The sequence below is a fragment of the Pseudomonas sp. NPDC087612 genome, assembly GCF_044743505.1.
GTDB lineage: Bacteria > Pseudomonadota > Gammaproteobacteria > Pseudomonadales > Pseudomonadaceae > Aquipseudomonas.
This window is the reverse complement of the sequence record NZ_JBIUWO010000005.1, coordinates 402,282-417,571: the sequence shown is the minus strand read 5'-3', so window position 1 is coordinate 417,571 and position 15,290 is coordinate 402,282. Positions and strand designations below refer to the sequence as shown.

At 62.3% G+C, this 15,290-nt stretch carries 11 protein-coding genes; 9 read left to right on the top strand and 2 right to left on the bottom strand.

Going from position 1 to position 15,290, the window contains the following annotated elements:
* Window positions 1-113 precede the first annotated feature (113 nt).
* The 6 genes from ACIOVF_RS13215 (at window position 114) to ACIOVF_RS13190 (ending at window position 9,456) form a co-directional block, all read left to right on the top strand.
* Window positions 114-2,804 carry a TonB-dependent hemoglobin/transferrin/lactoferrin family receptor gene (locus ACIOVF_RS13215; RefSeq protein ID WP_401289987.1) on the top strand — a complete coding sequence of 897 codons (2,691 nt, stop codon included), beginning with the start codon at window positions 114-116 and terminating at the stop codon, window positions 2,802-2,804.
* A gap of 82 nt (window positions 2,805-2,886) precedes the next feature.
* Window positions 2,887-3,504 carry a heme acquisition protein HasA gene (locus ACIOVF_RS13210; protein WP_045195906.1) on the top strand — a complete coding sequence of 206 codons (618 nt, stop codon included), beginning with the start codon at window positions 2,887-2,889 and terminating at the stop codon, window positions 3,502-3,504.
* Between the two features lie 159 nt (window positions 3,505-3,663).
* Window positions 3,664-5,439 (top strand): type I secretion system permease/ATPase, encoded by a 1,776-nt coding sequence (locus tag ACIOVF_RS13205; protein WP_401289884.1) that lies wholly within the window; start codon window positions 3,664-3,666, stop codon window positions 5,437-5,439.
* Window positions 5,440-5,441: 2 nt separating this feature from the next.
* Complete coding sequence (locus ACIOVF_RS13200; RefSeq protein ID WP_401289881.1) at window positions 5,442-6,776, top strand: HlyD family type I secretion periplasmic adaptor subunit; 1,335 nt, start codon at window positions 5,442-5,444, stop codon at window positions 6,774-6,776.
* 5 nt (window positions 6,777-6,781) lie between these two features.
* A complete protein-coding gene (locus tag ACIOVF_RS13195; protein ID WP_401289878.1) occupies window positions 6,782-8,128 on the top strand; it encodes a TolC family outer membrane protein in 1,347 nt (448 codons plus the stop codon).
* 161 nt (window positions 8,129-8,289) lie between these two features.
* Entirely contained in the window at window positions 8,290-9,456 is a 1,167-nt protein-coding gene (locus tag ACIOVF_RS13190; protein WP_401289875.1) for a Fic family protein, read from the top strand.
* 61 nt (window positions 9,457-9,517) lie between these two features.
* Here the strand turns inward: ACIOVF_RS13190 and ACIOVF_RS13185 are convergent, their stop codons facing one another.
* Complete coding sequence (locus ACIOVF_RS13185) at window positions 9,518-11,038, bottom strand: nucleobase:cation symporter-2 family protein (protein ID WP_045195912.1); 1,521 nt, start codon at window positions 11,036-11,038, stop codon at window positions 9,518-9,520.
* A 263-nt stretch (window positions 11,039-11,301) separates the two neighbouring features.
* Complete coding sequence (locus ACIOVF_RS13180) at window positions 11,302-11,667, bottom strand: PilZ domain-containing protein (protein WP_045195914.1); 366 nt, start codon at window positions 11,665-11,667, stop codon at window positions 11,302-11,304.
* Between the two features lie 182 nt (window positions 11,668-11,849).
* On the opposite strand from ACIOVF_RS13180, the gene ACIOVF_RS13175 reads away from it, so the two are divergent.
* The 3 genes from ACIOVF_RS13175 (at window position 11,850) to yjiA (ending at window position 15,179) form a co-directional block, all read left to right on the top strand.
* Window positions 11,850-13,916, top strand: a complete 2,067-nt coding sequence (locus tag ACIOVF_RS13175; protein ID WP_045195915.1) for a carbon starvation CstA family protein — start codon at window positions 11,850-11,852, stop codon at window positions 13,914-13,916.
* Between the two features lie 18 nt (window positions 13,917-13,934).
* Entirely contained in the window at window positions 13,935-14,132 is a 198-nt protein-coding gene (locus ACIOVF_RS13170) for a YbdD/YjiX family protein (RefSeq protein ID WP_010226397.1), read from the top strand.
* A gap of 90 nt (window positions 14,133-14,222) precedes the next feature.
* The gene (gene yjiA / locus ACIOVF_RS13165) at window positions 14,223-15,179 is read left to right on the top strand and encodes a GTPase (protein ID WP_045195918.1); all 957 of its coding nucleotides are present in this window, start codon (window positions 14,223-14,225) and stop codon (window positions 15,177-15,179) included.
* Window positions 15,180-15,290: the final 111 nt, after the last annotated feature.

The following is a 15,290-nucleotide window of genomic DNA, read 5'->3' as shown; positions in this document are numbered from 1 at the left end:
TTGAGATTGATTTTCATTACTAGAAAACGCCAACACAGCGAGCAACAGACGTGAGCAATCAACAACAACGACGCACCCGGCCGTTCGGTCGGGTAGCCCTTGCCAGCAGCCTGATGCTGGCGGCCTGGACCTTGCCGATGGGGATCGGTAGCGTGCAGGCCGCCGAGCCCGCTCACCCGAGCCAAACTACTGCCCTGATCCGCTTTGACATTCCCGCCCAGGCGCTGGACAGCGCCGTGCTGGCCTTCGCCGAACAGGCTGGGGTCCAGGTGTTTTTCGACAGCCGCAAACTGGCTGGCCTGCGCAGTGAGGGTTTGCGCGGCGAGCACTCGGCCCAGCAAGGGCTAGGCCTGTTGTTGTGCGGTTCGCCCGTGCGCTATCGCTTCAGCGGCACTGACCGGGTCGGCCTGGAGCGGGTCAGTGATGATGGCCAGACCCTCGAGCTGGGTACCACCCATGTCGACTCCAACAGCGATGCCGACTGGGTCTACCAGACGCCGCGTTCGGTCAGCGTCATCACCCGCGAGCAGATCGACAAGCGCCCACCGCGCCACGCCGCTGACATGCTCGAAGAAACCGCCGGCGTCTACACCGCGGTCAACCAACGCGACCCCGGGCTGTCGGTGAACATCCGCGGCGTGCAGGACTATGGCCGGGTCAACATGAACATCGACGGCATGCGCCAGAACTTCAACGTCAACGGCCATCAGCAGCGCAACGGGGTGATGTTCATCGACCCGGAGTTCATCAGCTCCATCGAGATCGAAAAAGGTACCCAGGCGGGCATGGGCGGTGCTGGTGTTATTGGCGGTATTGCCAGCTTCAACACGGTCCAGGCCCGTGATTTTCTCGGCCCCGACAAGGAGTACGGTGGCCGCCTGCGCGCCGGCAACGGCATCGGTGAGCTGGGCAATGGCACAAACTTCAATGGCAGCGCATTGTTTGCCTTCGGCAATGAGCTAGGCGATGTACTGCTGGGCGTCAGTGAGCGGCACTTCGGTGATTACCGCGCCGGCACCAACAACGCTGACAACCTCGGCACCCAGATCCGCGGCAAGACCAGCTACCCCGAAGCCTGGAAGGACTGGCTGCACTCCGAGGTCGGCGAGACCGGTAGCGTCACGCGCTCGCAACTGCTCAAGCTGGGCCTGAACCTGCCCAACGACCAGCGCCTGCAGCTCAACTACATGGAAACCGACACGGACAGCAAAGACGCCTGGACCTATTACGACAATCAGACTCGGCAGTTCTATTACAAGCGCACCGGCAGCAGTGATTTCAACGCCCGCAACGCCTCGCTCGACTACAGCTACAGCCCGGACAACGACCTGGTCGATCTGAAGGCCAAGCTGTATTTCGTTTCGACCCGCCAGGATCGCTGGAACGCCGGTAATGACGCCTCGGCCAGCAGCAACAACCGCGTCGAGGCGTATGACGATCGTTTTCAGACCGATACCTGGGGCCTGCAACTGGAAAATACTTCGCGCTTCTATTTGGGGGACGCCGACAAGCTCACCTTTAACTACGGCACCGAATTCTTCCAGGATCGCTTCAAACCGAAAACCGATCGGGTCCCGGCACTCAACGAACAGGCTTTGCCTTACGTTCAGGGGGCCACGCCTGAAGGCAAGCGCATCATGGCCAGCCTGTTCGGCGATGTGCAGTACGAGCATGGCGACTGGCTGACGGTCGATGCCGGATTGCGCTACGACCGTTACCGCCTCACCGGCGAAACCGGCATCACCACCTGGATGTACCCAAGGGGTGTCACGGGTGAAAACCTTCAACGCGTGCAGACTCACCTGATCTTTGACGAAGAACAGGAGCAGGGCCGTTTCTCGCCCACCTTCGGCATTGCGCTGAAGCCCGGTGTCGACTGGATGCAGGTCTACACCCGCTGGGGACGTGGCTGGCGTCCGCCGTCAGTGACTGAAGTATTCATGAGCGGTCGTCCCCATGGTGGCGGTAGCGAGATGCTCTATCCCAACCCCTTCCTCAAGCCCGAGGAGTCGCACAACTGGGAACTGGGGGTGAACCTGTTCAAGGAGTCGCTGCTGCAGGAAGGTGATCGCTTTGGCGCCAAGGTCGCCTATTTCGACACCCGCATCGACAATTTCTCGTTCATGGATGTCAACGCCGATGTGCCCGGCGCCTCTGCACTGGGGACTTCACTCGGGCGCTCGGCCTATCAGAACAACCTGGAGCAGACGCGTTTTCGCGGGGTCGAATACAGCCTCGACTACGACGCCGGGCGTTACTACAGCCAGCTCAGTTATACCCACATGATTGGCAGCAACGATTTCTGCTCCAAGCAGTTGTACATGGGGGGAGGGCAGCGCCTGGTCAGCGCCGGGACGGTGCTGCGCCCGGTGCGGGTCGGCAGCCGCGTGATCATGTTGCCAGTGCGCGTTTCGCGGGCCGAGGACGCTGCCGACCTCGATCAGACAGTCAGCTGCGGTCACATCATGGGCAACGCCAGCTACATGCCGGCAGACCGAGGGTCGCTGACGGTCGGCATGCGCTTTCTTGACCGCACCCTCGATGTCGGCGCCCGCCTGCGTTACAGCAAGGGCAATGGTGAGAACCTCAACGACCACGGCTACCGCCTGATCGACCAGGCGCAGTGGCCCAAATACAAGGTCTACGACCTGTACGCCAGCTACTGGATGACGCCGAGCCTGAACCTCGCGCTGTCGCTGGAGAACGCCACCGACGAAGCCTACTTCGTGGCCATGGGCGACACCGACAACCTGTCGCTGGCCCGCGGCCGGACCTTGAGCGGGATGCTCGAATACAAATTCTGATCCACACCGGGTTTGCCCATGTCGGGCGACACGAAGGCAGGGAATACGCCTTCGCAATCATGCAATGCAACGAGGAACCGTTATGACTCTTTCCGTTACGTACGATGCCGCCTTCTCCAGCTCGTCGATCGATGACTACCTGGCGTTCTGGACTTCGGGCTTCGTCACTGCAGGTCATGGACAAAGCAATACCGGCGGCTTCAGCAACGGCAGCCTGAGCGGCGACCAGTACGCTACCCATGGTAGCCAGGGCTCCGACTACGCATTCATCGCCGACAGCAACACTGCCAATGGTCTGCACTATGTGTTCGACCGCGGCCTGCCAGCCGGTGACAACCTCAACCACTACCTGTGGGGCGAACTGGACAACGTTTCCCTGGGCCAGGTGCTGGGCGGTGGTAGCGGTAGCGACTTCACCCTGAGCAACTACGTGGTCAGCTTCAATGGCCTGGATCTGGATGCGGCGCTGGGTGCCGGTCGTGCTGGCAACGAAGTACAGAGCGTGATCTACGGCCTGATGCAGGGCAACACCTCGGCCCTGGAAGGCGTGCTGGACAACCTGCTGGCCGGTTACGGCGTGTCCACCGACGACAGCTTCGACGTGGTCAGTGCTGCGTTGGCTGCCGGCCCGCTGAGCGTGGCCTCGGCCGATGTCGTGGGTGTCCAGGCCCTGGCTGAAGACTTCGCCCTGGCCGCCTGACCCCAGGTAAAAAAAGCGAATGGAAGATCACTCCTCCATTCGCTGCTTGCTTACCCCGCCGCCTGCGTCTTTGCCGGGCCCAGGTGGCGGTGGTGCGAATTCTGCGAGCCTGCGCCGGCGAGGTCAATCGCCCGCAGGCTTGCCCTGTCGAGGACGTTCATGAAATCCACCCGCTCCCGCCCTGCCAACGAAGTGTTGCAGGCGCTCAAGGCCTGCCGCGCCGGCTTTGCCAACATCGGCCTGTTCACTGCGGTGATCAACTTGCTGATGCTGGCGCCGGCGCTGTACATGCTGCAGGTCTACGACCGGGTGCTGTCCTCGGGCAACGAGATGACCCTGCTGATGCTCAGCCTGATGGTGCTGGGCTTGTTCGCCTTCATGGGCCTGCTGGAATGGGTACGCAGCCTGGTGGTGATCCGCCTTGGCACGCAAATGGACATGCGCTTGAACCCGCGGGTGTTCGAGGCCGCTTACCAAGCCAGTCTGGCCGGCCACAAGGGTACAGCGAACCAGGTGCTGAGCGACCTGACCACCTTGCGCCAGTTCGCCACCGGCCAGGCGCTGTTCGCCTTTTTCGATGCGCCGTGGTTCCCGGTGTACCTGTTGGTGATGTTTCTGTTCAGCCCGTGGCTGGGCTTGATGGCGCTGGTGGGCGCGGTGCTGTTGACGATTCTCGCCTGGGTCAACGAGCGCCTGACTCAGGCGCCGTTCGCCGAAGCCGGGCAGTTGGCGCAGCAGGCCGGGCAACAGGCTGGCGCCAACCTGCGCAATGCCGAAGTGATGGAAGCCATGGGCATGCTGGCGGCGGTGCGCCAGCGCTGGGCCAGCTTGCACCATGGTTTTCTCCTGCGCCAGAACCTGGGCAGCGAGCGCACGGCGGCAGTGACTGCGGTGTCCAAGAGCCTGCGCCTGACCCTGCAATCGCTGGTGCTGGGCCTGGGCGCGTGGCTGGCGATCGAGCAACTGATTACCCCGGGGATGATGATCGCCGGCTCCATCCTTATGGCCCGGGTGCTGGCGCCAATCGACCAATTGATTGCCGTGTGGCGCCAGTGGGGTTCGGCCCGCCAGGCCTATGAGCGCTTGCACAGCTTGCTCAGCGAGCAACCGCCGCGTGCGCTCGGCATGCCGTTGCCGGCACCCAGCGGGCGCTTGCTGGTGGAGCAACTCAGCGCCCTGCAGCCGGGCACGCGCAAGCCATGCCTGGCCAACCTCGGCTTCGAACTGGCGGCCGGCGACAGCCTGGGCATCATTGGTGCGTCGGGCTCAGGCAAGTCGACCCTGGCGCGCTTGCTGGTTGGCGCGGCGCCTCCGGCTGCCGGCAAGGTGCGTCTGGATGGCGCCGAGCTACAGCAATGGGACAAGGGCCTGCTCGGCGCGCACATCGGTTACCTGCCCCAGGACGTGCAGTTGTTCGCCGGCAGCATTGCCGAGAATATCGCCCGCTTGGGTGAAGTCGATTCGCACCAGGTGGTGGCTGCTGCGCAACTGGCCGGTGTCCACGAGCTGATCCTGAAACTGCCCAACGGCTATGACACCCAGCTTGGTGAAGGCGGGGCGGGGCTCTCCGGTGGCCAGCGCCAGCGCATCGGCCTGGCCCGAGCGCTATACGGCCTACCCGCACTGATCGTGCTCGATGAACCCAACTCCAACCTCGATGACTTCGGCGAACGCGCCTTGCTCGAGGCGATCCGCCAGGTCAAGGCGCAACAGCGCACGCTGATCCTGATTACCCACAAATCCAGCCTGCTGGCCGCAGTAGACAAGCTGCTGGTGCTGCAGAACGGCCAGATGCAGGCCTTCGGCCCGACCGCGCGGGTGCTGCAGGATTTGCAGCGCAGCCACAAACCAGCCGGCATTCCCACGCCTGCTCCGACTCCGGCGCTGCGCAGCGCGGCCAGCGTCAGCATGAGCTATGGCACCCCGAGATCCTGATCATGACCGCCCCTCAGTCGCTTCACGCTCAAGCCATTCCCGACAACCTGCTGAGCCTCGATGCCCGCCGTCACAGCCGCCTGGGCCGCTGGCTGGTGATCGGCGGCTTTGGCGGTTTCATCCTCTGGGCAGCCCTGGCGCCGCTGGACAAAGGCGTGCCGGTGGCGGGCAACGTGGTGGTCGCCGGCAGCCGCCAGGCGGTGCAGCATCCCACCGGCGGCACTATCGAACGCCTGCTGGTGCACGATGGCGACAGCGTCAGCGCCGGCCAGGTGCTGGTGCAGATGGACGCCACCCAGGCCCAGGCCCAGCATGATTCGTTGCGGGTGCAATACGTCAACGCCCGGGCCAGCGAGGCGCGCCTGCAAGCTGAGCGTGACGGCTTGGAAAGCATCAATTTCCCGGCCGAGTTGCAGGCACTGGTCAGCGAGCCATGGGTCGCCACCGCCCTGGAACTGCAACGCCAGTTGCGCAGCAGCCGCCGCCAGTCGCTGAACATGGAGCTGGCCGGCCTGCGCGAAAACATCGCCGGCGCCGAGGCCATGCTGGCTGGCGTGCAGGGCTCGATGAGCCACAAGCAGGAACAGCGCGCCGCGCTTGCCGAGCAATTGCAGGGCCTGCGCGAACTGGCCCGTGACGGCTATATCCCGCGCAACCGCCTGCTCGACAGCGAACGCCTTTACGCGCAGATCAACGGCGCGATTTCCGAAGACCTGGGCAATATCGGCCGCAGCCGCCGCCAGGTCCTGGAGTTGAAACTGCGCATGGCCCAACGTCAGCAGGAATACCAGCGCGAAGTCGGCCAGCAGCTGAGCGACATGCAGTCCAGTGCTGAAGACCTCGGCAACCGCCTGCGCAGCGCCGCCTTCGAACTGGCCAACACCCAGCTGCGCGCCCCGGCCAGCGGCACGGTGGTGGGCCTGAGCGTGTTCACCAATGGCGGGGTGATTGCCCGTGGTCAGCAACTGATGGAGATCGTCCCGATGGACGCGCCCTTGCTGATCGATGCTCGCGCCCCGGTGGAGCTGGTCGATCGCCTGCATCCGGGCCTGCCGGTAGAGATCATGTTCGTCGCCTTCAACCAGAGCAAAACTCCGCGGGTCGATGGCGAACTGACCCTGGTCTCGGCCGATCGCCTGGTCGATGAGCAAACCCAGCAACCTTACTACCAGGTGCGCGCCAGGGTCAGCGATGCCGGCTTGCAGCAACTGGCCGGCCAGGACATTCGCCCCGGCATGCCGGTGCAAGCCTTCGTGCGTACCGGCGAGCGCTCGATGCTCAATTATCTGTTCAAGCCGTTGACCGACCGGGTGCATGTCGCCCTGGCGGAGGAATGATGTCGATGCGTGCGATGTGCTGCCTGCTGTTGCTGGGTGCCAGCCTTTCGGCCGCCGCCGTCGACCTGGGCGATGCCTATGCCCTGGCGGTGCGTAACGATCCGGTCTTCCATGCCGCCATCGCCGAACGCGATGCCGGCCTTGAGAGCCGCGCCATTGGCCGCGCGGCGCTGCTGCCGAACCTGTCCTACCGCTACAACAACGCCCGCAACGACTCCGAAGTGACCCAGACCAACGCCCGCGGCAACGTCACCAGCCAGCGTGACTACCGCAGCTATTCCTCGACCCTGACCTTGCAACAGCCGCTGTTCGACTATGGCGCCTGGGCCGAGTACCGCCAGGGCGTGGCCAAGGCGCTGTTGGCCGACGAGCGCTTTCGCAGCCGCAGCCAGGAACTGGCGGTGCGGGTGTTCGCCGCCTACAGTGAAGCCTTGTTCGCCAAGGAACAGATCGCCCTGGCCCAGGCCCAGCGGCGCGCTTATGCCGAGCAACTGCAATTGAACCGGCGCCTGCTCAAGGGCGGCGAGGGCACCCGCACCGACCTGCTGGAAACCCAGGCCCGTTACGAACTGGCCCAGGCCCAGGAAATCGAAGCCAGCGACAACCTCGATGCGGCCTTGCGGAGCCTGCAGGCGATCATCGGCGAACCGCTGGAAGTCGCCGACCTGGCGCCCTTGAGTGGCGAATTTCGCGTTCAACCTTTGCAGCCCCTGGGTTTTGAAAGCTGGCGCGACCTGGCGGTTGCCCACAACGCCGAGCTGGCCTCCCAACGACACGCCCTGGTCGCCGCCGACTACGCCGTCGAGCGCCAGCGCGCCGGTCACCTGCCAACGTTGAGCGCCTACGCCAGCAGCGGCAAATCCAGCTCAAGCTCGGAAAGCAGCTACGACCAGCGCTATGACACCGACAGCATCGGCATCCAGATCAGCCTGCCGCTGTTCGCCGGCGGCGGGGTGTCGGCCGCGACCCGCCAGGCAGCTGCCGAGCGTGACAGTGCGCGTTTCAGCCTCGACGGGCAGATCGCCGATACCGTCAACCAGCTGCGCAAGCAATTCAATCTCTGCGCCAGCAGCACGGCGAAGATCCGTGCCTATGAACTGGCAGTCAAATCCGCCCGCGGCTTGATTAGCGCTACGCGCAGAAGCGTGGCCGGCGGTGAGCGGGTCAACCTCGACGTGCTCGATGCCGAGCAGCAGCTCTACAGCGCCCGCCGCGACCTGGCCCAGGCGCGCTACGACTACCTGCGCGCCTGGCTGCAGTTACGTTATCTGGCCGGGGTGCTGGAGCCGCAGGATTTGCAGCAATTGAATGGCTATTTTAAGAGTCGCTCGCAGGGCCTGGCGGGACGCTGAGATCAGCTTGCCGTTTGACTTGCAGCAATCAGGCGTTTGACTTGTCGTTCGCCAGGTTTTGACATAATTGCTTAGCTGCTTTGTTGGTATGTCCAATAAAAACGGGGCTTTCATGTGCTATGTTTTGACTTGCTGTGGAAGCGCTCTAGAGATGATTTGACATGCCGACTTTCAAACACCGCGAACTGGAACTGCTCAACCCTTCCTTCGATTCGCCGTTGGTGGATGTCTTGACGGAGCTTGAGCACTTACGCCGCTATCAGCTTGCGGGGACCACGCCTGCCAGTCTGTTCTTTCAGCTCAAGAGTATTTTCCACCTTCTGGAAAGCTTGGGTTCGGCACGAATCGAAGGTAATCACACGACACTTGCGGATTACGTCGAAAGCAAAGTGGAGGGGACTGATTCAGCATCGGACCAGCTTCGCGAAGTATCCAATATCGAAAAGGCGATGACTTTCGTTGAGGATCATTTCAGTGAGGCAGATGACGTAGGCCTGCACCTGCTGCGTGAGTTGCATGCCATTACCGTCGACGATCTCGACAGAGAAGGCGATCGAACCCCAGGGAGTTTTCGCTCGGGCCAGGTACGTATTGCCCAGTCGAAGCATTTCCCGCCCGATGCAGTGCAGGTTCAAGGTTATATGGAGGAGCTGGTAGCCTTCATCAATCGTAGGGATCCGCAAAAGTACGATCTGATGAAGGTGGCAATCGCTCATCATCGATTCGGCTGGATTCACCCGTTCAGTAATGGCAATGGCCGTGTGGTGCGATTGCTGACCTATGTGATGTTGATCAAGTACGGATTCAACGTCGCTGCTGGCGGGCGTTTGCTCAACCCCACGGCGGTGTTCTGCAATGACCGTGAGCGCTATTACGAGATGCTTGGCGAGGCAGATTCAGGCACCGCCGAAGGGTTGGAGCGCTGGTGCGAGTATGTTCTGAGGGGCATTCTCGACGAACTCAGGAAGCTGGATCGATTGTTGGACTACAGCTATCTGAAACAGGCCATCCTGGCACCAGCCCTGGCCCACGCCCGTGAGCGGACATTACTTACCGAGCTTGAGTACGGAGTCCTGCGCTTGTTGCTCGACAGTGACGGTGCAATTGCCAGGTCGAGTGATCTGGCCGCAGCGATGCCAGGGCTCAAGGGCCCTCAACGCACGTACCAGATCAAAAAACTGGTTGAGCGTGGCATGCTTGTCCCCATCAAGCCCAACGCACGACAATACACATTGGGCTTTTCGCACAGCTATCTATTGCGCGGAGTAATACGTGCGTTGACTAACGAGGGATTCATCACCCAGCAGCTGTCATCGGCGCAACACTAGCGACTCGATAGAAAAGGCCGGTGCATGTGCACCGGCCCCGAAGATTCAACCGCTAACTCATTCAGTGTTCCGAAACCGTCTCTCGTCGCGCCGGCGGTTCTCCATGCTCGCCCTCGCTCATCACCGGCACTTCTATGCCCTCGGCGTTGAACAGCTTGCCATCTTCGAAGTAGTCACCATCGCGCAGGGCAGAGATGTCCGAGTAGTGGATGGTGCGTTCGTAAGCGGCAGCGAACACCGACTGCTGGTCGGAGTTGCCGGTGGTGAAGTGGTTGAACACCAGGTTGAGGACGATAGCCATGATCGCTGCCGAGCTGATGCCGGAGTGGAAGATGGTCTCGAACCAGTTGGGGAACTGCGCGTAGAAGTTCGGCGCAGCGATCGGGATCATGCCAAAGCCCAGGGAGGCGGCGACGATGATCAGGTTGACGTTGTTCTTGTAGCTGACCTTGGACAGGGTGCGGATACCGCTGGCGGCAACGGTTCCGAACAGCACGATGCCGGCGCCACCGAGTACCGAGGTCGGCACCGCGGCAATCACCCGGCCCATGATCGGCAGCAGGCCGAGCACTACCAGGATCACCCCGCCGGTGGCCACCACGTAGCGGCTCTTGACCCCGGTCACGGCCACCAGGCCGACGTTCTGGGCGAAGGCGCTCTGGGTGAAGGAGCCGAAGATCGGCGCCAGGATGCTCGAGGCCATGTCGGCGCGCAGGCCGTTGCCCAGGCGTTTGGAGTCGACCTTGGTGTCGATGATTTCACCGACTGCGAGGATGTCCGCCGAGGTTTCCACCAGGGTCACCATGATCACGATGCACATCGACAGGATGGCGGCGATGTGGAAGGTCGGCATGCCGAAGTGGAACGGCGTCGGCATCGCCACCAGCGGGCCGTCGAGGACCTTGCTGAAATCAGCCATGCCCAGCGACCAGGCGATCAGGGTGCCGATGACCATGGCCAGGAGGATCGACAGCCGCGAGATAGTCGCGCTGCCCAGCTTGCTCAGCACCAGGACGATGACGAAGGTCAGCCCGGCCAGGCCGATGTTGGCCATGCTGCCGAAATCCGGGGCCTTGCTGTTGCCGCCCATGACCCAGCGCGCGGCCACTGGCATCAGGGTCAGGCCGATGGTGGTGATGACGATGCCGGTCACCAGCGGTGGGAAGAACTTGGTGATCCGCGAGAACACCGGGGTAATCAGAAAGCCGATCAGCGACGCCGCCATGACCGCGCCCAGTACCCCGGGCAAGCCACCGCCACCTTCACTGCTGAGAATTGCGCCCATGGTTGCTACACCGGCGAACGACACGCCCTGCACCAGCGGCAGCTGGCAACCGAACCACGGCAGGCCGAGGGTTTGCAGCAGGGTGGCGAGGCCACCGGCAAACAGCGAGGCGGCGATCAGCAGGCCGATGTCGGCAGGGCCCAGGCCGGCCGCCTGGCCGAGGATCAACGGCACGGCGACGATACCGCCGTACATGGTCAGAACATGCTGCAGGCCATAAGCCAGGTTGGCGCCAAGGCCCAGGTTCTCGTCTTCGGGACGCTGGGCTGAAGACGTGCTAGGGGAGGACGTATTCATGGGGCAAGTTCTCAGTTTTATTGTTGTGGCGCTACTGTAGACAAGTCCTACACGTTAATGCCAGAACAATTGTATACAATTTTTAGATTTGCGTAGGAACAGTCCTACCCATGGTTTGGCTTCAGGGCTGGATGCAGATTCTGTTCCAAGAGCCACAGGCCAGCGCCACAGGGCCTCGTGCGGGCACCGTGGGGCTGGCTATAAAGCTGTCCAAACGGACAAGAAAGGTATTTGGGGGAAGGTAGGTAGGAAGCTAAGAGTTTCTAAACTTCGATCAGTTGGTGGAACTCGCGCTCCAGTTCGGTGCGATCGGCCAGATTTAGCTCGATCAGGCGGCACAGATGCTCCAGCGAAGGCAGGTCGATGTGCAGGCAGATAAAGCCGAGCTGCTGTTCATCGATATGGCGCAGTTGCACCTGCATCTCGACCTGCGCGCCTTCACCCAGGTGAATCACCGCATCGAACAGCTCTTCGAGGTCGGCGTCCCAGGGTTCGGGGTATTCGATCAATATGCCCTTGAGGGAGATGTCCAGCAGGCTGACCTGCCAACGGTGTTCGCCTTGCACCAGTTCGGTGGGGGCGTCGAAGGCAATGCGTTTGAAACGTCGACGTTCTTGGTGGTCGCTCATGTTCAGGCACTCCGGGGTTCTTCCTGACTATAGCTCAGCACTTGCCAAGGCCCGCGCAAGGGCGCATAACGAGATTTGTTCAACCACGCTGGAGGGCTCTAGACCAACGTGGGGGCTGGCCTTTCCTGCCAGTATCGCTAGACTCGAAAGGCTGTCTTTTATCCACTAGCTGGAAGCAAACCATGAACAACAATAATAGCCTGCTACGCCACATTCCGTGGCTGGCGCTGGCAGTCATAGGAGCCTGTGCGCTGGGTGTGGTCGCCCTGCGTCGTGGCGAGGCCATCAACGCCTTGTGGATCGTCGTCGCCTCGGTGGCCATCTACCTGGTCGCCTACCGCTACTACAGCCTGTTCATCGCCACCAAGGTGATGCAGCTGGACCCGCGTCGGGCCACCCCGGCGGTGGTCAACAACGACGGTCTGGACTACGTGCCGACCAACAAACACATTCTTTTCGGTCACCACTTCGCCGCGATTGCCGGCGCCGGCCCGTTGGTCGGTCCTGTGCTGGCGGCGCAGATGGGCTACCTGCCCGGTACCCTCTGGCTGATTGCCGGGGTGGTGCTGGCCGGTGCGGTACAGGACTTCATGATCCTGTTCCTCTCCACCCGCCGCAACGGCCGCTCGCTGGGTGACATGGTCCGTGAAGAAATGGGCCGTATCCCGGGAACCATCGCCCTGTTCGGCTGCTTCCTGATCATGATCATCATCCTCGCGGTGCTGGCGCTGATCGTGGTCAAGGCCCTGGCCGAGAGCCCGTGGGGCATGTTCACGGTGATGGCGACCATCCCGATCGCGATGTTCATGGGCATCTACATGCGCTACATCCGCCCGGGCCATATCGGCGAGATCTCGCTGATCGGCGTGGTGCTGCTGTTGCTGTCGATCTGGCTGGGGGGCCAGGTTGCCGCCGACCCGGTCTGGGGCCCGGCGTTCACCTTCACCGGCGTGCAGATCACCTGGATGCTGGTGGGCTACGGTTTCGTTGCCGCAGTACTGCCGGTATGGCTGGTGCTGGCGCCGCGTGACTACCTGTCGACCTTCCTCAAGATCGGCACCATCGTTGGCCTGGCCATCGGCATCCTGATCATCGCCCCGGAGCTTAAAATGCCGGCGCTGACCCAGTTCACCGACGGTACCGGCCCGGTGTGGAAGGGCACACTGTTCCCGTTCCTGTTCATTACCATCGCCTGTGGCGCGGTATCGGGCTTCCATGCGCTGATCTCCTCGGGGACCACGCCCAAGCTGCTGGATAACGAAGTCAACGCCCGCTACATCGGCTACGGCGGCATGCTCATGGAGTCGTTCGTGGCGATCATGGCCATGGTTGCCGCTTCGGTGATCGAGCCAGGCGTGTACTTCGCCATGAACAGCCCGGCCGCGGTGGTCGGCTCTGATGTCGTCTCGGTAGCGCAAACCGTCAGCAGCTGGGGCTTTGCCATTACCCCCGATGCGCTGGAAGCGGTCGCCAAGGACATCGGCGAGCACACCATCCTGGCCCGTGCCGGCGGTGCGCCGACCCTGGCAGTGGGTATCGCGCAGATCCTTCATCAGGTGCTGCCGGGTGAAAACACCATGGCCTTCTGGTACCACTTCGCGATCCTGTTCGAGGCGCTGTTCATCCTCACAGCGGTGGACGCCGGTACCCGTGCCGGGCGCTTCATGCTCCAGGACCTGCTGGGCAGCTTCGTGCCTGCGCTCAAACGCACCGAATCGTGGGGCGCCAACCTGCTCGCCACCGCCGGTTGCGTGGCGCTCTGGGGTTACCTGCTGTACCAGGGCGTGATCGATCCGCTAGGTGGTATCAACACCTTGTGGCCGCTGTTCGGCATCTCCAACCAGATGCTCGCCGGTATCGCCCTGATGCTCGGCACCGTGGTGCTGATCAAAATGAAGCGCCAGCGCTACATCTGGGTCACCCTGCTGCCTGCGGTATGGCTGCTGATCTGCACCACCACCGCCGGCTTCATCAAGCTGTTCGACCCGAACCCGGCGGTTGGCTTCCTGGCCCTGGCCAACAAGTACAGCGCCGCGCTCGACGCCGGCCAGGTGCTGGCCCCGGCCAAGGACATCGGGCAGATGCAGCACGTGATCTTCAACGCCTACACCAACGCGGCCCTGACCGGCCTGTTCCTGTTCGTGGTCTTCAGCATTCTGTTCTTCGCCCTCAAGGTCGGCATCGCTGCCCTGGGCAAAAAAGAGCGGACTGACAAAGAGTCCCCGTTCCAGGCCCTGCCGGATGCGTAACCCAAGAGGAATGCAGTGATGTTCAACGATCTCGGTCGACTGGGTAAGTACCTGGGGCAGGCAGCCCGCCTGATGGTCGGCATGCCCGACTACGACAACTACGTCGAGCATATGCAGACCAAGCACCCGGACAAGCCGGTAATGACCTACGAGGAGTTCTTCCGCGAACGCCAGGAGGCGCGTTACGGCGGCAAGGGTGGGCCAAAGTGCTGTTGAAAAGCGGCATGCAAGGCCAGTGACAAAGCTGTGGGAGCCCGGTTCGCGCCGGGCTCCCACAGTCATTTTCAGCGTTCAGGAGTATTCGGTTTGTTACCTCCAATTCCCGTTACCGTGCTCAGCGGCTTTCTCGGCGCCGGCAAGACCACCTTGCTGCGCCACCTGCTCAAGGCCGAGCACGGCCTGAAGATTGCCGTGATCGAAAACGAATTCAGCGATGCCGGCATCGATACCCAACTGCTCGGCGATGAGCCGGTGCAGGTCATGACCCTGGCCAACGGCTGCGTGTGCTGCAGTATCCACACCGACCTGACCAAGGCGCTGTTCCTGCTGCTCGAGCGCCTGGACAGCGGCGAGATCGCCTTCGACCGGCTGGTGATCGAATGCACGGGCCTGGCCGACCCGGCGCCGGTGGCGCAAACCTTCTTCATCGATGAAGAGCTGCGCGAGCGCTACATCCTCGACGGCATCATCACCCTGGTGGATGCCGCGCACGCCGATCAGCACCTGACCCAGGCCATTGCCCAGGCCCAGGTCGGTTTTGCCGACCGCCTGCTGGTGAGCAAGACCGATCTGGTCGACGCCGCCAGCTTCCAGGCCCTGAGCGAGCGCCTGGGGCGGATCAACCGCCGTGCGCCGATCCGGGTGGTGGAACACGGCAAGATCGATCTGGCCGAGTTGCTCGATGTGCGGGGTTTCAACCTCAATGCCAGTCTGAACGTGCGACCGGTAGTAGCGGCGCCGAGTGTCGACCGGATCTCCAGCATGGTGTTGCGCACCGACAAACCGCTGGACATCGATCGCCTCAGCGACTTCATGAACCAGTTGCTGGAAGAGCACGGCAAGCAGTTGCTGCGCTACAAAGGCGTGCTGAACATTGCCGGCGAAGATCGGCGCCTGGTGTTCCAGGGGGTGCTCAAGCTTTATGGCTTTGACTGGGACAGTGAGTGGGCAGAGGGCGAGGCGCGCGAGAGTGTGATGGTGTTTATTGCCGATGATTTGCCGGAGGCGAAGATTCGCGAAGGGTTTGAGGCTTTGACTCTGTAGGAGCGGGGGTTCCCCCCCCTGCGCAGTGGGGGGGTACAATTTATTCCCGGGGCATCCCCCCCCGAAACGCGAAAAAAATCACGGGCAGAGAACGGGGGTATTTTTAAAAAA

What these genes read in the sequence shown, in the direction of transcription:
- ACIOVF_RS13215 (WP_401289987.1), top strand. Translation starts at nt 114, where the DNA reads ATGCTGGCGGCCTGGACCTTGCCGATGGGGATCGGTAGCGTGCAGGCC.
- ACIOVF_RS13210 (WP_045195906.1), top strand. Translation starts at nt 2,887, where the DNA reads ATGACTCTTTCCGTTACGTACGATGCCGCCTTCTCCAGCTCGTCGATC.
- ACIOVF_RS13205 (WP_401289884.1), top strand. Translation starts at nt 3,664, where the DNA reads ATGAAATCCACCCGCTCCCGCCCTGCCAACGAAGTGTTGCAGGCGCTC.
- ACIOVF_RS13200 (WP_401289881.1), top strand. Translation starts at nt 5,442, where the DNA reads ATGACCGCCCCTCAGTCGCTTCACGCTCAAGCCATTCCCGACAACCTG.
- ACIOVF_RS13195 (WP_401289878.1), top strand. Translation starts at nt 6,782, where the DNA reads ATGCGTGCGATGTGCTGCCTGCTGTTGCTGGGTGCCAGCCTTTCGGCC.
- ACIOVF_RS13190 (WP_401289875.1), top strand. Translation starts at nt 8,290, where the DNA reads ATGCCGACTTTCAAACACCGCGAACTGGAACTGCTCAACCCTTCCTTC.
- ACIOVF_RS13185 (WP_045195912.1), bottom strand. Translation starts at nt 11,038, where the DNA reads ATGAATACGTCCTCCCCTAGCACGTCTTCAGCCCAGCGTCCCGAAGAC.
- ACIOVF_RS13180 (WP_045195914.1), bottom strand. Translation starts at nt 11,667, where the DNA reads ATGAGCGACCACCAAGAACGTCGACGTTTCAAACGCATTGCCTTCGAC.
- ACIOVF_RS13175 (WP_045195915.1), top strand. Translation starts at nt 11,850, where the DNA reads ATGAACAACAATAATAGCCTGCTACGCCACATTCCGTGGCTGGCGCTG.
- ACIOVF_RS13170 (WP_010226397.1), top strand. Translation starts at nt 13,935, where the DNA reads ATGTTCAACGATCTCGGTCGACTGGGTAAGTACCTGGGGCAGGCAGCC.